Source organism: Streptomyces sp. NBC_00442 (genome assembly GCF_036014195.1).
In the GTDB taxonomy this organism is placed as follows: domain Bacteria; phylum Actinomycetota; class Actinomycetes; order Streptomycetales; family Streptomycetaceae; genus Streptomyces.
Genome location: NZ_CP107918.1, coordinates 996,482 through 1,013,965 on the forward strand (window position 1 = coordinate 996,482; position 17,484 = coordinate 1,013,965).

The window sequence follows — 17,484 nt, forward strand, 5'->3', positions numbered from 1 at the left end:
CCCTATGCGGACCGCAGATAGTGGTCGAGGACGCGGACGCCGAAGTGCAGGGCGTCCACGGGCACGCGTTCGTCGACGCCGTGGAACAGCGCCTGGTAGTCGAGGCCGGCCGGCATCCGCAGCGGCGCGAAGCCGTAGCCGGTGATGCCGAGGCGCGAGAACTGCTTGGCGTCGGTGCCGCCCGACATGCAGTACGGCACCACGTGGCCCTCCGGCGCGAACCGCTCGATGGCGGCCCGCAGTTTGCGGTACGTGGGCGAGTCGACGGGCGCCTGGAGCGACACGCCGGAGTGGTAGAAGTCCCACTCGACGTCGGAGCCGGTCAGCTCGTCCATGGTGGTGCGGAAGGCGGCCTCACCGCCGGGTACGGTGCGCCCGTCGACGTATCCGGTCGCGAGACCGGGGATGACGTTGACCTTGTAACCGGCCTCCAGCATCGTCGGGTTGGCGCTGTTGCGGAGCACGGGCCCGACCAGGGCGGCGGCGGGTCCGAGCTTGCCGAGGAGTTCGTCGGCGTCGAAGTCGTCGGCGTCCGGGTCGGCGTCGATGCCGTGCAGGGCGGCGAGTTCGACGATGCTCGCGCGGACGGTCGGGGTGATCCGCACCGGCCATTCGTAGGCGTCGATGCGGGCGATGGCGGCGGCGAGCCTGCTCACCGCGTTGGCGCGGTTCACCTTGGAGCCGTGGCCGGCGCGGCCGTGTGCGGTGAGCCGCAGCCAGGCGGTGCCGCGCTCCCCCGCCCCGATCGGGTAGACCTCCATGCCGGGTCCGGCGTGGAAGGTGACGCCGCCCGATTCGCTGATGCCCTCGGTGCAGCCCTCAAAGAGGCCGGGGTGCTCGTCGGTGAGGAACGACGCGCCGTCGACGGCGCTGTCCTCCTCGTCGGCGGTGAAGGCGAGGACGATGTCCCGCCGGGGCCGCACCCCGTGCCGGGCCCAGGCCCGCACGACCGCGAGGACCATCGCGTCCATGTTCTTCATGTCGACCGCGCCGCGACCCCAGACCACGCCGTCGCGGACCTCCCCCGAGAAGGGGTGCACGCTCCAGTCGGCGGCCGCGGCGGGCACCACGTCGAGATGGCCGTGGACGAGCAGCGCGTCGGCCGACGGGTCGCTGCCCTCGATCCGGGCGACCACGTTGGTGCGTCCTTTGGTGCGCTCCAGCATGCGGGGCTGAAGCCCCGCCGCGCAGAGCCGTTCGGCCACGTACTCCGCGGCCGGCCGCTCCTGGCAGTCGCCGCCGCCGCGGTTGCTGGTGTCGATCCGGATCAGCCCGGAGGTGAAGTCCACCACCTCGTCGAGCGTCACCCCGTCGACCGTCTCCACCTCAGCCATACTGCTCCTCCACCGCGGACGAGACGATCGTGGTGACCGCCTTGAACGTGCGGATTCCCTCATACATCGTCAAACTGGTGTAGGAAACGCGGCGTTCACCCGTACGCGCCACGCCTGGCACCACGGTGGCCGCGTCGGAGAGGTGCTCGGCGTCGAACTCGATCTCCACGGTGAACGGCCCGCCCTCCACGGGTGCCGTGCGGCGCGCGAGCGGTACCGCGGCTCTGGCCGCGTCCCGGATGTCACCCGCGGTACGGGCGGGGGTGCGGCACACCGCCGCGTAGCGCGAGACATGGTCCTTCACGGCGACCTTGCGGGCGTCCGGCGCATAGCCCTCGGCGTCGGCGCAGGTCAGGTCGTCGCCGGTGACCAGTACGACGGGCACCCCGTACTCGGCGGCGACCTGGGCGTTGAGCAGCCCCTCGCTCGCGCGGGTGCCGTTGAGCCACACCCCGGTGATGGAGTTGGCGAGGTAGGTGTGGGCGAGCACACCCGCCGTGCCGGCGCCCGTGTGATAGCCCACGAAAGCGATCGCGTCGACGTCGCCGTGCTGGATGCCCTCGACCATGGACAGCGACTTGTGCTTGCCGGTGAGCATCCGGGCCCGCTCGTCGAGCCGCTCCAGGAGCAGGTTGCGCATGGACCAGTGCGCCTCGTTGATGAGCACTTCGTCGGCGCCCCCGTCGAAGAACCCGAGCACCGCCGCGTTGACGTCGGAGGTGAACATCGCCCGGCAGCGCTCCCACTGGGGCGTGCCCGGCAGCACGTCGGCCGGCCAGGTGACTCCGGTGGCGCCTTCCATGTCGGCGCTGATGAGGATCTTCACGAAACGTCGTCCAATCGCAGGTCACAGGCTTGACGTTGGGTTTTCCCCAGGGGTTCTCGACGGGTAGCACACGCTCGGCACGGAGACCATGCCACCGCGTGCGTCATCGGTGGCGGAGATCTTCCTGAGGCGTGACGTTACGCCCCGGCGGGAGAACCTGCTACGAGGGGGAGGGCGGTCCGGGCCCCGTTTCCGGCTCCGGCGGCTCCTTCCGCGCGGCACATTACAGAGGCAGATTCCGCTTCGACTGCTCCGCGACACGACGGCACGGCACGCGATCAAGAGGTCGTGTCCCATGGCAATCTGCGGCGAGCACGATGACTTGAATCAGTCGGAGGTACACCGCTCGTGGCGGCGAACACCAACCCCACCGTCAGGAGACGCCGTCTGGGGGCCGAGCTCCGCCGGCTCCGAATGGACAGGGGGCTGAAGAGCACCGAAGTGGCCAAACTGCTCATGGTCTCCCAGCCGAAGATCAGTCACCTGGAGAACGGCAACCGCGCGATCAGCCCCCGCGACGTGCGCGACCTGTGCGCGCTCTACGGAGTCACGGACCAGCAGGTCGTCGACGTGCTGATGCAGATGGCCAGGGAATCGGGTCAACAGGGCTGGTGGCACGCGTACGGCGACATTCCGCAGAGCGTCTATGTCGCCCTGGAGACGGACGCCGCCCGCCTCGACACCTTCGAGCCCATGACGGTCCCCGCGCTGCTCCAGACTCCCGCCTACGCCCACGCGGTCATCGAGGAAACGATCCCCCCGATCACTGCCGAACAGGCCGCCACGCGCCTCAAGGTGCGGCTGCGCCGTCAGCACCGGATCTACGACCCCGGCTGCCCGCTGCGGCTCGGGGCCATCCTGGACGAATCGGTACTGCACCGCGTCGTCGGCGGCCCCGACATCATGCGTGAACAACTGGAGCATCTGAACGCCCTCGGTTCCGAGCCCCACATCACGGTGCAGGTCCTCCCCCACACCGTGGGCGCACATCCGGGCCTTTCGGGCCAGTTCTCCCTCCTGCAGTTCGCCGAAAGCCCCGACGCCGGGGTGGTGTATCTGGAGCGGTTCACCAGCGACGTCCACGTGGAGAAACGATCCGACGTCCAGCACTTCAGCATGCTGTACGACCATCTCCGGGCGCGGGCGCTCGACCCGGCCGGCAGCCGCGAGCTCATCGCCGACGCCACCAAGACGTACATCGGCATGGCAAGCCGCCCCTGAGCCGCGGCCTTCGCGGTCGACGAGGCGGGAGACGGGCAGTGCGTCAGCCGGACGGTTCGCTCTGCGCGGGTACCCGCGCACGGGGAGCCCTGTGCGCGTGCGCCGTCCTTCCGGGTTCCATCACCCGGGCAGGGCGTCGCCACAGCCGTCCCGGAGCCCGGTAGAAGCGGTCCGGCAGGAACACCGCATCGGCGATGATCATCGCGCCGGAGAAGAGGGGCAGCCCCATGAGCACCGCGATGCCCAGGTGCATGCCCAACAGCATCGTGAGTACCGGGTACTTGAGCCGCCCGAACAGGACGAACGGGAAGGCGACCTGCAACAGCACCGTCAGGTAGCAGGCGATGGCGATCGGCACCTCGTGCCCGTCCGCCATGCGGGACAGCCCTGGCCAGGGCCGGAACAGGTCGAGGTTCAGGACGTAGTGGAGGGCGGTCCCGTCGCCCCAGGAACCTCCCTGCACCTTGTACAGACCCGCGGCCCCGTAGAGGAAGCAGACCTGGGCCGCGATGACGAACATCCCGCAGTTGTGCAGCACGGCGGTCAGGGTCCGGCCTCCGGCGCGGAGGTGATGCCGGAGCCCGCCCGCCCTCCGGCCGGCCGACGGTCGCGTCGCAGCGCCCGCACGGGCCCGGAGCCGGGCTCTGCGTGCGTCCAGGGACCAACGACGACCGCATGCGGTGGGGACGAGGTAGAGGGCCATGAGGAGGATGAGGTTGTCCCCTCCGTCGCTCATGAAGATCGCCCTGCTGTGGAACGACGCGACGACGACCGCGAACAGTACGGACACCGCCCTGGTCCGCCAGCCGAGGGCGAACAGTACCGAGACGCCCACGGCCAGTGCGTAACACGCCTCGAAGTAGGCGCGGTTGTCCGACAGGGTGAGGATGCTGCTCCATCCGGTCTGGTCGAACAGCCGCCTCGCCAGGTCCGGCGTCCACGGTGAGCCAGGACCCCAGATCTCGTCGCGGTGCGGGAACTCGCGCAGCAGGAAGACCAGGTGGAGGAGCCCGTATCCGATGCGCAGGACGGCCGCGGCGTACAGGGAGACCGGCCGGTCGGTCAGGCCGTCAAGGGCCGTACGCAGGCGGCCGGTTGCCCGGTGCGGCGCACCAGCCCCCGGACCCGGCCCCGCGCCGGTACGCGGGCGCGATGCGGGCAGTTGCTCAGTTGCCACGGGATGTCCCCTCCACCTTCCACCAGGGAAGGAACCGCGTTTCCGGCGCCCTCGGCGCGACGGCGTCCGGGCCCGCACCGCCTGCCGGGACGGGCCGGGCGATGGGCACCGTGACCACCCGCAGCTGGAGCGCCTCGAAGCTGCCGCCCCGCCGGGCCGCGACGCGATCCGACGCGATGTTGGTCAGGTACTGCTGAGTCATCAGCGCCCGCTGCGTGCGTGGCCGGTCGTCCACCAGGTGGTTGTCGAGGTAGGAACTCCACGCTCGCCGCAGCATGTTCTGCGCCGTATGGCTCGGGAAGGGGTCGTGGTTCACCGCGGCGTTGTCCACGGCGGTCAGGTCGAACCAGCCGCTGGTCCGCACGGTTCCGTCCGGGGCGGTGTGCAGGGTCCTCGCCGAGATCTGCCGGTTGACGGACTCCGGATCCGGAGCGAAGAGCCGCCAGTTCTGCTCGAACAGCGGGAAGACCCAGGCGTTGATCTGCCGGCTGTACCGCTGGGAGAGCGGGTTCGCGGGCGCCACGTGCAGAAAGACCAGGAGCACATGGACCAGGGCCGTCACCAGGCAGAGGAACACGGCGCCGGTCGTTGCCGCGCGCAGAAGTGCGGGCGGGGGCTCCACCTGTTCCGCGGGTCCTGATGCGGATTGCGGTGCGGATTGCCACTCGGGCGGCGGCGTGAATTCCTGATGGAATTGCTGCGGGGGCTGCTGTACGGATTGTTGCGGGGGTGGGTACGGGGAGCGTTGCGGGCTCGTCTGCGTCGAATCGTCCGCGGATTCATGTGCGGATTCATCGGCGGATTCATCGGCGGATTTGTCCTCAACCGTCGATGCGGTGCCGTCGTCCAGCATGGCCTCACCCGGCCTTTCGGTCCCGACTTCTGTCACTGCTTCTCCCGGGCTTTCGGCGGCGGCGTGCGACGGAATCGGATCCGATCCGTCGCACGCCGCCTGTCCCCTCAAGGACGCGTGAACGACTCAGTGACCGTCGCTGCCGTAGCCGCCGTTGTCCTTGCCGGTCTCGTCGCCGTACCCGCCGTGGTCGTGTCCGTTCCCGCCGGAGGAGCCGCCCGTGGACCCGCCGGTGGACCCGCCGGTGGACCCGCCCGTCGACCCGCCCGTGGTGGGGCCCGTGGTCCCGCTCGTGGTGGCGCCCGTGGTCCCGCTCGTGGTGGCGCCCGCGACGAGGCCGCCGAGGGCTCCGCCCGTGGTGCCGCCCGTCGTCAGGACCCCGCCGAGGAGACCGCCCAGGACGCCTCCGGTTCCGCCGCCCGTGGGCACGCCGCCGATGGCTCCGACCGTGGTGGCGCCCGTGGTGCCGCCGGAGGTCGCGCCGGCGATCACGCCGCCGGTGATCAGACCACCCGTGGTCCCGCCCGGGGACCCGGTCCCGCACGGCCCCTGGAAGATCCTGTTGCTGTCCAGCGTCACGGCACCGTCACCGCGCAGGCCCGCGTCGGCCAGCAGCCTGCCGTTGACGGTCGCCCCCGTGGTGGCGGTGATCGACGTGTCGGCCAGGACGGTGCCCACGAACGTGGAGTTGGTACCGAGCGTGGCCGAGCTGCCGACCTGCCAGTACACGTTGCACGGCGAGGCCCCGTTGACGAGGCTCACCGAACTGGCGGACGCCGTCGTCAGCGTCGAACCGACCTGGAACACCCAGACCGCGCTGGAGTTGCCCTGGGCGTCCAGGGTGAGCGTGCCGGTGATCCCGGCCGAGCTGTTCGCCCTGTAGAGGCCCGGCGTCAGTGTCTGGCCGCCGAACTCGTGAGGAGCGTCGTTGTAGATCGCGTCCGTCAGCGTCTGCCCCGCGGCCTGCCTGTACGCCGTGTTCAGGTCGGTCTTGGCTTGACCCGCTACGGCATCGGCGGAGTGCAGGACACCGGGCGGGGTGACCGCACCGGGCCCTCCGTCGGACGTCTGGAAGCCGGTGATGGCCGTCCCCGGGCTGACGCCGACATCGAGTCCGTCGACCACCGTGGGGCCGGTGTTGGTGACCGTGGCACCGGCCAGTACTCCGAAACTGGCCGCCGTGCCCAGGGGCACGGGGCCGGCCACGGCGCTTGCGCGGGTCGGCGTCACCGCGAGGACCGCAGCGGCGATCAGCACGGCCGTTACCGCCGCGATCCACACCGACAATGTGCGCCGTGGAGGCGCGTCAGGGATGTTCAGCGTCATCGAGGGGGCAACTCCTTCAAGAGGATGATCTTGGCAATTCCCGGCCGTGCAGAATTCCATTCTGCGTCTGGCATATTACGCAGGAATCTGCTCCAGTAATGGCCCCGCCGTGCGGTTTCGCCGAAATGGAAGAATGCGGCCCTTGATCTGCACAAATGATTAATGACCTGAATGGCGGCGCAATTTCTACGGCTCGGCCACGATCGAACCGCTCACGCTTCCCCGACCGCCCGCACCCGCGAAGGGGCGCCACTCACCGCGGCGCCCCTCGACCGATGGGCACGCGTGTCCCAACGTGGCTTCGTGAGGCGCGAGTTGGGCAGGATTCGCCACCGCACGGAGGAAGCTTCCGCGCTCCGGCCAAACCTTCGGCCGCCGCTCCGGTCACGGAGGCACATCCAGGGCCCACAGGCACAAGAATGGTTGTCGTCACGGCGCCCGGGGCTCGCTCAACCGGGGCCGACAGGGCCCGCGTCCGGGTCCGGTCCGGGTCCGCGTCCGGGTCCGGGTCCGGGCCTGAGGGCCGCCGCAGGCGGCCCGGGGATACTGGCGGCATGCGTATCGACTTCGATCCCGCCGTGGTGCCGCCCTTCGACTTCTACCGGCTGCTCACCGCGACCGTGGTGCCCCGCCCCATCGCGTGGGTGTCGACGGTGACACCCGAGGGGATCCCCAACCTCGCACCGCACTCCTTCTTCACCATCTCCTCCGTCGCACCGCCCGTCGTCCAGTTCACCTCGGTGGGGCGCAAGGACTCACTGCGCAACGTCGAGGCGACGGGCCAGTTCGTGGTCAACCTGGCTCCCGAGCCACTGATGCACCAGGTCAACGTGACGGCGACCACCTTCCCGCCGGGTGTGAGCGAGTTCGAGCAGGCGGGCCTCGCCACCGAGCCGAGCCTGCGGGTGAAGCCGCCGCGGGTGGCTCTTTCGCCGGTCGCCCTGGAGTGCGAGCTGCACAGCACGCTCGGCATCGGCGACTCGACCGTCGTGTTCGGCCGGGTCGTGCACGCGGTGGTGTCGGACGAGGTCATGGTCGACGGCCACCCCGAGATCCGCCGCCTGCTGCCGCTGGCCCGGCTCGGCAGGGACGAGTGGGGCACGGTCGCCTCCGTACACGAGCTCGGCCGGGTGCCGTACACGGGACCCGAGGGCGGCGCCTGACGAGCAGGCGTTCGCGGCGGGCCGCCCGGCACTCGACGTGCGGCGGCCGCACCGGCGGACCACCCTGGAGCCATGCGGAAACCAAGGACTCTGGACGCCCGCGCCTCCGTACACATCGGCGGTCGGCGGCGCCGCCGGGCGGGCTTGGCGGCCCTGTGGGCGGCCCGCCTGTGGAGGGCCGGACGGCTGGCGGGCCGCTGGGAGGAGCGCCTGCGGCGGCGGCGCCGGTCCTAGGGCCTCACGGCCTCACGGCCTCACGTTTGGATCGTGCCGGGCTCACGGGGTCTGTACGGCGGTCCGGTTCGCCCTGTTCCGGGTGCCGGTGGCCGCGCGCTATCGCCCGGCCGCCGGCACCGCCTGGAGCTGTTCGAGGCGCCGCCGTACGGCGTCGAGCGCGCCGGGCTGCCGGCCGGGCACCCGGGTACGCAGGGCGATCAGGTCCGGAGCGAGCGATCGGGCGCGCTCGGCGTCACGGAGCTGCTCCCACTGGTGGTGCGCCCGGTCGACGGCCGCCTGGACATCGGCGTCCTCGGTGGTCTGACCGCGGGCGAGCCGGGCCTGGGCGCAGGCCATCCACAGCTCGCAGGACCGGGCCGGCTCCCGGGCCAGCCGGGCGAGGTCGGCGCGAACCTCCAACCAGTGGAGCGCCTGCGGCGACGAGGGGCCGTGGGTCCGCATCGCCTCGCTCTCCCACACCGCCGCCATCGACGCCGCCTCGCCGTGCCGCCCGGCGCGTGCGGCGGCCAGGATCGCCGGATGCGGATCGCTCGCCGCTCCGGCGGCGGCGGGCGGCACGGAGGGCGGGAACGAGGGCGGGGCCGGCAGGAGACGGGCCGCGCTCTCCTGGGTCCGGGCCGGCGGCACGGAGGGCAGGAGGCGGGGCGGCGCCTCATGGGGACCGCCCGGTGGCACGGACGGCAGGAGGCGGGCCTCCCCCTCCTCACGGCGGGCCGCATCCTCCTCACGACGGGCCGCATCCTCCTCGCGACCGGCCGACGGCGCGGACGCACGCGCATGTGCCGGGGGCGTGGTCGACGCGGCGGGCTGGGTGTCCGCGCTCAGCAGGAGCGCGTCGCCGGGGCCCGCCCGGTCCGCCGCGTACGCGTGCAGCTCGGCGAGGGGCGGCCGGGCGCCGCCGCGCCAGACCTGCGCGTACGCCTTCACATAGTCCGGCGAGGCGATCGCGCGGCGCGGCGCGGGCGGGGCGACCCTGCCGTAGAGGCGGACGCCGGCACCGAGGGCGAGGCCGTCCTGTCCCAGCCGCTGCCAGGCCGCCGGGTCGGCGACCAGATCGACGATCACCGTGGTCGTGCCCGGCTCGCGCACCTGGAACTCGTGGGCCAGCCAGTCCCAGGGGAAGGCGGTGTAGCGCAGGCTGGCCTGCGTGGTGCGGGCCAGCGCCAGATGGATCTGGTGCCGGCGGGCATCGACGTGCAACTGCCCCGCCACATACACGGACAGCGGTCCGGGCGCGGCGGACACCGCGCGGATCCTGGTCAGCACGGTCTGCGGGTCGACCGGATCGGCGAGTTCCACGACGCTGGCCGCGTCCGTACCGGTCAGCACGCCCGGAGGCACCGCGGCCAGACCCGGCAGAGCCGATGCCGCGTCGACAAGACGTCCCTTGTTCGCCGGGGCGGCCGCCAGCAGCAGCGCCGTACCCGGTTCCTGCCCCTTGATCAGCACACGAGCACCGTATCCGGTCCGCCCCGCATGTTGTCCCGCCGTCGGCCCAACTCCCCTGCGGACGAAGGCAATCGAGAACTATGTGCAGCAAAGGGGCAAAGCTGATCGGTCACGGCAATTCGCCGCCCCTTCCCCGGAGTTCACCCCTCGGATCCGCGCCCCTGCACCCGGGCCGGTCGCGGCGGCCGCGTTACGGTGAAGCCCGCCACCGACCGCCGACCGCCAGGACCGTCATGCCCGTCACCCCTCTCTCGACCGTCCCCTACACCGCGGAGCAGGACGGCGCGGTGCCTCAACTCCTCGATGTGCACCGCAGCGAGGCGGCCCCGGCGTCGGCCCCCTGCGTGCTCCTGTGGCACGGCTCGGCTCCGGACACGCGGTTCGAAGTCGCGGCCCTGGCACGGGAGACGGCCCGGTACGGAGTGACGGTGTTCGTGCCCGACTGGCGTCCGGACGCGCCCGACGGCGGGCGCGCGCACCTCATGGCCTCATGGCGTTACGTACGCGAGAACGCGGCCTCGTTCGGCGCCGACCCGGGCCGCACCGTCGTGGCGGGCTGGTCGATGGGCGCCGGCGCCGCCGTGGCGATGGCGCTGCGCCCCGACCTCACGGACGGCCCGCTCCCCAAGGCGGTCGTCGGCATCGCCGGCCTGTACGGGCGCGCGGCGCGCAGCACGGGCTCCGTCCCGCTGGAGGATCTCGCCGCATCGCCCTCGACGGGGGTTCCGGTCGTCCTGGTGCACGGCGCGGCGGACACGATCGTCGAGAGCCGGCACTCCCTCGACTTCCACACCGCGCTCGTCGGGCACCGCAGGCCGGTGAGCCTGTACGAGCCGGCGACCGACCACGCCGGAGTCGTCATGAGCGCCTTCGACCCCGCGCTCGGCCACTGCGTCCCGGCCACCTCGCCGCAGGCCCTGCGAGCCGGGCGGGACACGGCCCGGCTCGTCGCACGGGCGGCCCTCGACTGAGCCCCGGCGTGGGCCCCGGCGCCCGTGCGGGATCTCCCGCGTGGCTCGGACGGGCCGGTGGCGCCATGCTGGGAGCGTGATGACCGTGCTGCTGGTAGCCACCGACGAGGAAGCCGCGGTGCTGCGCGAGCGCATCCACCGCAACCCCCACTTCCGCGTCATCGCGCACACCCCGAGCCCCCGGCTCGCCCTGGCGCAGGCCTACGTCCTGCTGCCCGACGTGGCCGTGCTCGACCCGAGCATGCACGGCGACAGCGACCCGACGGCCCTGTTCACCGGTCTGCGCTCGCTGTCGCCGCCCAGCGCCGTCGTCCTGCGCACGACCCCCGCCACCGCCGGGCTCCCCGAGCTGCGCACCGTCCTGGAGGAGGGCGCGGTGCACACCGCGGCGCGGGACGACCACGACGCCCTCATGGAGGCCCTGCTCACCATCGGGCGGCGCCGCGAGAGCTGCGACCCCGACCGCTGAGCCGTGCCGGGCCGGCGCGGCGGCTCCGCGGGCGCGGGCCTGGCCTTCCGCGTGCGCGCTCCGGACGGACGAGCGACACTGGAGGGGTCTCTGTGCCGGTATGCCGAAATTCCCGGAAGCGAGGGTTTTCGTGACGCCGCCGCCGAACCGCACCGACCTCACCGCGGAGCCGCCCGCCCCCGGCAGGCACCGCGGGGGCGTCGTCGGTGTGCCGTGCTGGGTGAGCCTGATGGCTCGGGATCTGGGTGCGGCGCTGGATTTCTATGGTGCGGTGTTCGGGTGGTCGTTCCGGTCGGGGGCGTTGGGTGAGGAGTTTCGTATCGCGTCGTCGGGTGGGGTGCCGGTGGCGGGGATCGGGGCGTTGGCTCCGGCGCTTCGGGTGGCGGTGGCGTGGACGCCGTATTTCGCGGTGGAGGACGCGGATGTGACGGTGGCGCGGATCAAGGAGCGGGGTGGCACGGTGGGGGTGGGTCCGGTGGCTCTGCATACGGGGCGGGGTGCGTTGGCGGCGGACCGGGACGGGGCGGTGTTCGGGTTGTGGCAGGGTCCGTTGGTGTCGCAGTGGGAGGTGTGGCGGGATACGTCGCCGGCGTGGACGCGGTTGCGGACGCGGGATGCGTTCGATGCGGCGATCTTCTACGGGGAGGTGCTGGACTGGGCGTGTGAGCGGCCGGGCTGCTGTGAGGTGCGGTACGAGCACGACGAGGTGGTGCTGCGGCACGGCGGGCATGTGGTGGCGCGGCTGACGTCGGGTGCCGTGGAGGCGGCTCCCGATCCGAGTCTGCGTCCGCACTGGCACACCCATTTCACCGTGAAGGATCCCGTGGCGGTGGCCGGCACCGCCCGCGCCAATGGTGCGACGGTGCTTGCCGAGGGCACTTCACCCGCAGGGCCCTGGGTCCGCGTCAGCGACCCCGACGGAGCCACCTTCACCCTCAGCACCCCCGCCTGAACCACGCCCCACCACCAACCACCGGGACGGGAGCTCGATGCGCCGCCCGTCCGGGGTGTACTCCGTGGTGAGGAGCGGGAGTTCACCTTCCGCGAGCACCGCAAGGCCGGCGTCGGCGAGCAGCTTCGCGAGCCCGCTGTCGGACACCTCTCCCGGCGCGATGCCGTGGGCGAGGACAGCGCGGAGCTTGGGCGGCGGCCCCTGAACATCCTGGGCGAGCCGCATGAGTACCGGCTTCGCGCCCTCCGCGAGCTCCACGACGAAGGCCCGGCCCGCGTCGCCGAGCAGGGTGGCGATGGCGTTCGCGACGGGCCGCCGGTCGGCCGGTTCGCACTGGTGCAGCACGCCCCGTACGTACACGTTGGCGTCGCCCAGCCGGTCGTGCAGCGCCTGGACGGCCTTGTCGTCGGCGGCGTCCAGCTGCTCGAACTGTGCTTCTTTGCCCGGATCCTGGCCACCGGCCTGCTCGACGGCGGCGAGGGAGAGGTCGACCCCGGTCACGTTCGAGAAGCGGCCCGCGAGGTAGCGGGTCTGGGTGCCGTTGCCGCAGCCCAGGTCGACCATCGGCAGGTCGGGGTCGTCGATGCGGCCGGCGAAGTGGGCCAGGTGGCGGGCGGCGGTCAGGGCCGGCTCCGCGTCCCAGAAGACCGCACCCTGCTCGTCCGGCGCCTCGCGCCAGAACCCCTCCCAGGCGTCCTTGTACCGTCGCGTCACGCTCATGACCGTCTCCCCGGGCAGCATGCACAGTGTCAAGATCGGTCTACCGCGCGGGGCGCACACCGGGCAAGCCCATGGCACACACCTTCACGTGCCGTTCGAGGCCCGCGCCGGCGGCGTCAGCGCGCCGCGCGCGGCGTCCGCGGGAGTGCCACGTCGAACCAGACGGTTTTGCCGTTGCCGGTGCGGCTGGTGCCCCACTCGCGCGCGAGCGCGCTGACCACCCGAAGGCCCCGGCCGGCCTCGTCGTCCGGGCCGGTGCCGAGCAGGGACGGCAGGGTGTGGTCGTCGTCGACCACCTCGCACAGCAGCGCCTCGGCCCGCACGAGACGCAGCTCGACCTGGCGGCCGTGCGCGTGCCGGATGCCGTTGGTGACGACCTCGCTGACCAGCAGCTCGACGGTCTCCTCGACGGCCGAGAGGCCCCACCGGTCGAGCTGTTCGCGCACCAGGCGGCGGGCGCGGCCCACCTCTCGCGGGTCGACGGCGAGCCGCCACTCGGCGACGTCCTCGCGGGCGATGCCGTTGAGGCGTGCCATGAGCAGGGCGACGTCGTCCTTGCGGCCACCACAGGTGTTGAGGGAGCGGATGATCGTGTCGCAGGCGTCGTCCATGGAGGCGGCCGGGTGGGCGGCCGACTCGCAGAGCGTGGCGAGGCCGACGCCTATGTCCTCGCCCCGCACCTCGACGAGCCCGTCGGTGCACATGATGAGGCGGTCACCGGGCTCGACGCGGACGCGGGCCGTCTCGAACGGCACCCCGCCCACGCCGATCGGGGCTCCGGTGGGCAGTTCGAGGAGCTCGCTGCGTCCGTCGGCGGAGCGGACGATCACCGGCGGGACATGGCCCGCGTTGGCCATCCGCAGTTCGCCCCTGATCGGGTCGTACACGGCGTAGAGACAGGTGGCGAGGTAGTGCTCGCCCAGACGCTGCGCCAAGTCGTCGAGGTTGCGCAGGAGTTGGTCGGGCGGGAGGTCGAGGGCGGCCATGGTCTGCACGGCGGTGCGCAACTGGCCCATCATGGCCGCCGAGTTGAGACCGTGCCCCATGACGTCGCCGACGACGAGCGCGGTGCGCGACCCCGGCAGCTTGATCGAGTCGAACCAGTCGCCGCCGACCCGGCCGAGCAGGGTGCCCGGCAGATAGCGGGTCGCGGTGTCGCAGCCCGCCATGCGCGGGGTGACCTGCGGCAGCATCGAGTCCTGGAGGGTCTCGGCGACGCTCTCCTGGTAGGTGTACATGCGGGCGTTGTCGAGGACCAGACCGGCGCGCGCGGCCAGTTCGGCGCCGGTGACGCGGTCCATGTCGTTGAACTCGGCCCGCTCGGCGTGCCGCAGAAGGATCATGAAGCCGAGCACGACGTTGCGCGCCTTCAGCGGGACGACCAGCATGGAGCGTCCGTTGATCAGCGGCCGGATGTCGCGCTTTTCGAACTGTGAGGCGATGGCGGCACCCATCTCCTCGCTGATCCGCGGCACGAGCACGGGCTCGCCGGACGTCATGCACTGGAAGAACGGGGTGTGCGCGGGGAACGGCATGGACTCGCCGACCGGCACCACGTCGTCCCAGCGGCCGGGCTCCTCCACGTGTTCGAGGGCGACGCGGTGCCACAGGGTGCGCGCGTCGGGCGGCCCGTCGGGGAAGCCCTCGCCCGCGATGACCTGCTCGCGCAGATAGGTGCCCGCGACATCGGTGAAGCGGGGTACGACGGCGGCGCTCACTTCCTGGATGGTGCGGGACAGGTCGAGCGAGGAGCCGATCCGGCCGCTGACCTCGTTGAGGAATTCGAGCCGCTCGCGCACCGCGGCGTATTCGAGGTCGGCGGCGAATTCGGGGCCGGGCCGCTGGGCCCGGGTCACGGGCTCCATGGGGTGGCGGCGCGGCGCGGACCGGCGTTCGGTGCGCCGCGGCACGCCCCAGTCGGGCGTGACGGGCACCCGGTCGTGGTGGCTGAACTCCAGTACGGGGTAGCCGAGTTCGAGGACCTGGGCCACTATCCGGGAGCTTTCGCCGACGCTCATGCTCGGCAGGATCTCCGGCAGCCGCCGGGCCAGCTGGTCGGCGCCGGGGAAGTCGGTGTGCAGGGCGAAGCCGGGCGCTATCCGCTCCACCGGGCCGTCCTCGTCGTCGCTCTCCAGGTGCAGTCGCGCGGCGTCCGCGGCGAGCACCAGGAGCCGCTCGGGTCCGGGTCCGACCAGCGGGTAGGCCCACCACAGCACGTCGCTGCGGTCCCGGCCGGGCTCGCGCAGTGCCGCGCGGCCGGCGGTGGGGTAGGCGGTACGCCCGGTCAGCGGGCCGTCGAGGCCGGGGCCGAACGCGTCGCCCGCGCCGAAATCCTCGAAACCGCCCCCGTCGGCGTCCGCGTCGTCGTAGTGGTGCTCCAGCGCTCCGGACACCGGAAGCAGATCGACGGCGGGCCTGCCGACCGCCTCTTCCCGGCCGGGACCGAACAGCCTGCGCGCACCCGAGGACCAGTGCGACACCAGGCCCTCACCGTCCACGACGATCACGGCGAGCGGAATCCGGCCGGCCACGGCGAACTTCTGCGCCAGCTGCGGCGGAGTGCCACTGTCCATGGGTGGGAGGCTCCTTCCCCGCCGCGAGAATCGGCGGCTGCGCCTCCACCGTACGGCCATCGGCGCACCGCGCGGGACCCAACTGCACAATAGGCGTACGCCCTGGCGTACATGCCGGTGACACAGACCAAGGGCCTTTTCGCTCCGCACCGTTGGGCCCGCCCGCCCCCGGTCGCGGGTCCCGCGGTTCCCGTCCGCGGCGCTCGGGCCGCGGGCCCGTGCCGCCGTCCATCGCCCGGCGGTCCCCGCCGTGTGCGGATCTGCGCCATTTCGGCAGGAGCGGGGCCGGGCCCGTACGGGGCGCGCGACGGCCGCGGCGCGGCGGTTCCTTCATATTCCCGTCGGCATTCCGGAGGGCGACGGTAGGCTTTTCCCACAGCGGGAAACAGCCGAATACTCCGTCACGTTCTCGGCCCGTTCATGATCCGTTGAACATTGTGGATCAAGACCGGGTCGCAGCTCGGAGAAGAGAATGAGCAACCGGTTCTCGGATCGAAGGAGAGGTCATTTTTGGCCGCGCCTTGACAGTCGACAGTTTACAATGCAACAATTTCCTGGTACGGGGGCGTGAGATCATGTATGCCACTTGTCCAGCCCGTCACGCTTCCGCAAAAGGAACCCTTCCGGCCGATCAAACGGGGTGTGGTAGGTGATGAAGGTAGGCATACTCGGATCACTTCGTATTTCCTGCGACGAGGAAAACGGACACAGGCACGTGGAGCTGGCTCCCAAGCCTCGTACGGTCCTGACCGTCCTGATCGCGAACGCCGGCGGCATCGTCCCCGTGTCCGCGCTGGCGCGCGAAGTCTGGGGCGACAGCAGGCCCGTCAGCGCGTTACGTAACCTGCAGACATATATCTTTCAGTCACGCAAGGTGTTGTCCCAGTTCACAGGCCTTTCACTGCGTGGCGTAGCCAGCGAGTTCCTGATGACGAGGCCCGGCGGCTACTCCTTCACCAACACCGCGGCCCGGTTCGACTACAGCTCCTACCGAAACCTGGTGGTGGACGGCCGGCGCATGCTGCGCAAGGGCGCGGACGACGAGGCCATTGAATTGTTCGAGGATGCTCTGAGCATTTGGCGCGGGCCGGCCTTCGTCGACGTCATGCGCGGGCCGACGCTGGAAACCCAGCGGCGTCAGTTCGAGGAATCACGCATCGGCGTCATCGAATCCCTGTCCGACGCCAAGATCAGGGTGGGTAATTACCATGAGGCCATAGCGGACCTCGCGGCTTCCATATCGGAACACCCCCTGCACGAGGGAATACACTACCGATACATGCGGGCCCTTCACCTCACGGGTCATCGGGCGCGGGCCCTCGACGTCTTCAACACGCTTCGTTCAAATCTCGTCTCCGAACTCGGAATCGAGCCCGGGGCTCCGGTCCAGCGGTTGCAGCACAGCATTCTCAATTCTTCCGGGCCCGACTACACGGCCCCGTATCCGCCGTCGACGGGAAGAATCATTCCCGTCGCATAGGACGCGAGCGGCTCGGAGAAGTTCACGATCCACCAGGCGATCTCCTCGGGCCTTCCCAGACGGGCCATCGGGAGCAGTTCCTGCAGGCGGTGCATCTCCGTCACCTCGTGGTCCGTCCACGCGTTGTTGTCGAGGATCGGGGTTTCGATCGGGCCGGGCGCCACGGAGACGACGCGGATCCCGTGGTCGGCGAGCTCGCCGGCCCACGCGCGGGTGAAGAAGTCGAGGCCGGCCTTGGTCGCCCCGTAGAGGGAGAGGCCCGGCCAGCCGCGCTGTCCGAAGGACGCGCTGATGTTGACCACCGTGCCGCCCGCCACCGACAGCGCGGCCAGTGCCGCCTGAGTGAGCAGCAGGGGCGCCCGCAGGTTCACGGCCATGAACCGGTCGAAGTCGTCGACGGAGATCGTGCCGAGCGGCGTGCGCCGCAGCAGGCCCGCGCTGTGCACCAGGGCGTCGATGCGGCCGAAGCGCTCCAGCGCCGTGTCCACCACCTTGTCCGGGGCGTCCTTGTCCGTCACGTCCATCCGGAACGGCGAGATGCTGGGCCACTCCTGCCCGGTCCCGAGGAGTTTCTCCCAGGACCTGCCGACGGCCAGGACGTTGGCCCCGCGCTCCGCGAACGCCCGCGCGGTCGCCCGTCCGATGCCGCTGCCTGCGCCCGTCACGACTGCGGTCTTGCCCGCCAGGGTGGGTAACAACGCGGCGCCTCCCGGTGCGATGTGAACACTCACCG

The 17,484-nt window shown here is 71.5% G+C and carries 15 protein-coding genes; 6 read left to right on the forward strand and 9 right to left on the reverse strand.

The genetic code is table 11. The annotated features are described in order from the left end of the window. Positions 1 to 2: 2 nt before the first annotated feature. A complete protein-coding gene (locus tag OG432_RS04585) occupies positions 3 to 1,334 on the reverse strand; it encodes a M20/M25/M40 family metallo-hydrolase (RefSeq protein ID WP_328307962.1) in 1,332 nt (443 codons plus the stop codon). After that, on the reverse strand, positions 1,327 to 2,160 hold the full coding sequence (locus OG432_RS04590) for a M55 family metallopeptidase (RefSeq protein WP_328307964.1): 834 nt from the start codon (positions 2,158 to 2,160) through the stop codon (positions 1,327 to 1,329). Before OG432_RS04590 ends, OG432_RS04585 begins: the two co-directional genes overlap by 8 nt. 348 nt (positions 2,161 to 2,508) lie before the next feature. Between OG432_RS04590 and OG432_RS04595 the strand changes: the two genes are divergently transcribed. Further along, complete coding sequence (locus OG432_RS04595) at positions 2,509 to 3,381, forward strand: helix-turn-helix domain-containing protein (RefSeq protein ID WP_328307966.1); 873 nt, start codon at positions 2,509 to 2,511, stop codon at positions 3,379 to 3,381. Between the two features lie 43 nt (positions 3,382 to 3,424). Here OG432_RS04595 and OG432_RS04600 read toward each other — a convergent pair whose 3' ends face one another. From OG432_RS04600 to OG432_RS04610, 3 genes are all read right to left on the reverse strand, one after another. Next, a complete protein-coding gene (locus OG432_RS04600) occupies positions 3,425 to 4,558 on the reverse strand; it encodes an HTTM domain-containing protein (protein WP_443058337.1) in 1,134 nt (377 codons plus the stop codon). Beyond that, the gene (locus OG432_RS04605) at positions 4,548 to 5,411 is read right to left on the reverse strand and encodes a DUF5819 family protein (RefSeq protein ID WP_328307968.1); all 864 of its coding nucleotides are present in this window, start codon (positions 5,409 to 5,411) and stop codon (positions 4,548 to 4,550) included. Before OG432_RS04605 ends, OG432_RS04600 begins: the two co-directional genes overlap by 11 nt. A 126-nt stretch (positions 5,412 to 5,537) precedes the next feature. Further along, complete coding sequence (locus tag OG432_RS04610; protein ID WP_328307970.1) at positions 5,538 to 6,737, reverse strand: ice-binding family protein; 1,200 nt, start codon at positions 6,735 to 6,737, stop codon at positions 5,538 to 5,540. Between the two features lie 554 nt (positions 6,738 to 7,291). On the opposite strand from OG432_RS04610, the gene OG432_RS04615 reads away from it, so the two are divergent. Then, positions 7,292 to 7,900: a flavin reductase family protein gene (locus OG432_RS04615; protein WP_328307972.1), complete on the forward strand. Its 609-nt coding sequence runs from the start codon at positions 7,292 to 7,294 to the stop codon at positions 7,898 to 7,900. A 333-nt stretch (positions 7,901 to 8,233) separates the two neighbouring features. Here OG432_RS04615 and OG432_RS04620 read toward each other — a convergent pair whose 3' ends face one another. Next, positions 8,234 to 9,586 (reverse strand): hypothetical protein, encoded by a 1,353-nt coding sequence (locus tag OG432_RS04620; RefSeq protein WP_328307974.1) that lies wholly within the window; start codon positions 9,584 to 9,586, stop codon positions 8,234 to 8,236. Between the two features lie 233 nt (positions 9,587 to 9,819). Here OG432_RS04620 and OG432_RS04625 point away from each other — a divergent pair, with 233 nt between their 5' ends. The 3 genes from OG432_RS04625 to OG432_RS04635 all read left to right on the forward strand — a co-directional run bounded on the left by OG432_RS04625 (position 9,820) and on the right by OG432_RS04635 (position 11,978). Continuing rightward, positions 9,820 to 10,557, forward strand: coding sequence for an alpha/beta hydrolase (locus tag OG432_RS04625; protein WP_328307976.1), 738 nt, complete (start codon positions 9,820 to 9,822; stop codon positions 10,555 to 10,557). Positions 10,558 to 10,633: 76 nt separating this feature from the next. Then, entirely contained in the window at positions 10,634 to 11,026 is a 393-nt protein-coding gene (locus tag OG432_RS04630; RefSeq protein ID WP_328307978.1) for a hypothetical protein, read from the forward strand. Between the two features lie 229 nt (positions 11,027 to 11,255). Next, positions 11,256 to 11,978 carry a VOC family protein gene (locus tag OG432_RS04635; protein ID WP_328314996.1) on the forward strand — a complete coding sequence of 241 codons (723 nt, stop codon included), beginning with the start codon at positions 11,256 to 11,258 and terminating at the stop codon, positions 11,976 to 11,978. Here the strand turns inward: OG432_RS04635 and OG432_RS04640 are convergent. Then, entirely contained in the window at positions 11,907 to 12,698 is a 792-nt protein-coding gene (locus OG432_RS04640; RefSeq protein WP_328307980.1) for a class I SAM-dependent methyltransferase, read from the reverse strand. The genes OG432_RS04635 and OG432_RS04640 overlap by 72 nt on opposite strands. Before the next feature lie 116 nt (positions 12,699 to 12,814). Beyond that, positions 12,815 to 15,271: an ATP-binding SpoIIE family protein phosphatase gene (locus OG432_RS04645; protein WP_328307982.1), complete on the reverse strand. Its 2,457-nt coding sequence runs from the start codon at positions 15,269 to 15,271 to the stop codon at positions 12,815 to 12,817. 715 nt (positions 15,272 to 15,986) lie between these two features. Here OG432_RS04645 and OG432_RS04650 point away from each other — a divergent pair. Beyond that, positions 15,987 to 16,751: an AfsR/SARP family transcriptional regulator gene (locus OG432_RS04650; protein WP_328307984.1), complete on the forward strand. Its 765-nt coding sequence runs from the start codon at positions 15,987 to 15,989 to the stop codon at positions 16,749 to 16,751. Here OG432_RS04650 and OG432_RS04655 read toward each other — a convergent pair. Then, positions 16,700 to 17,482 carry an SDR family NAD(P)-dependent oxidoreductase gene (locus OG432_RS04655; protein ID WP_328307987.1) on the reverse strand — a complete coding sequence of 261 codons (783 nt, stop codon included), beginning with the start codon at positions 17,480 to 17,482 and terminating at the stop codon, positions 16,700 to 16,702. The genes OG432_RS04650 and OG432_RS04655 overlap by 52 nt on opposite strands. Positions 17,483 to 17,484: the final 2 nt, after the last annotated feature.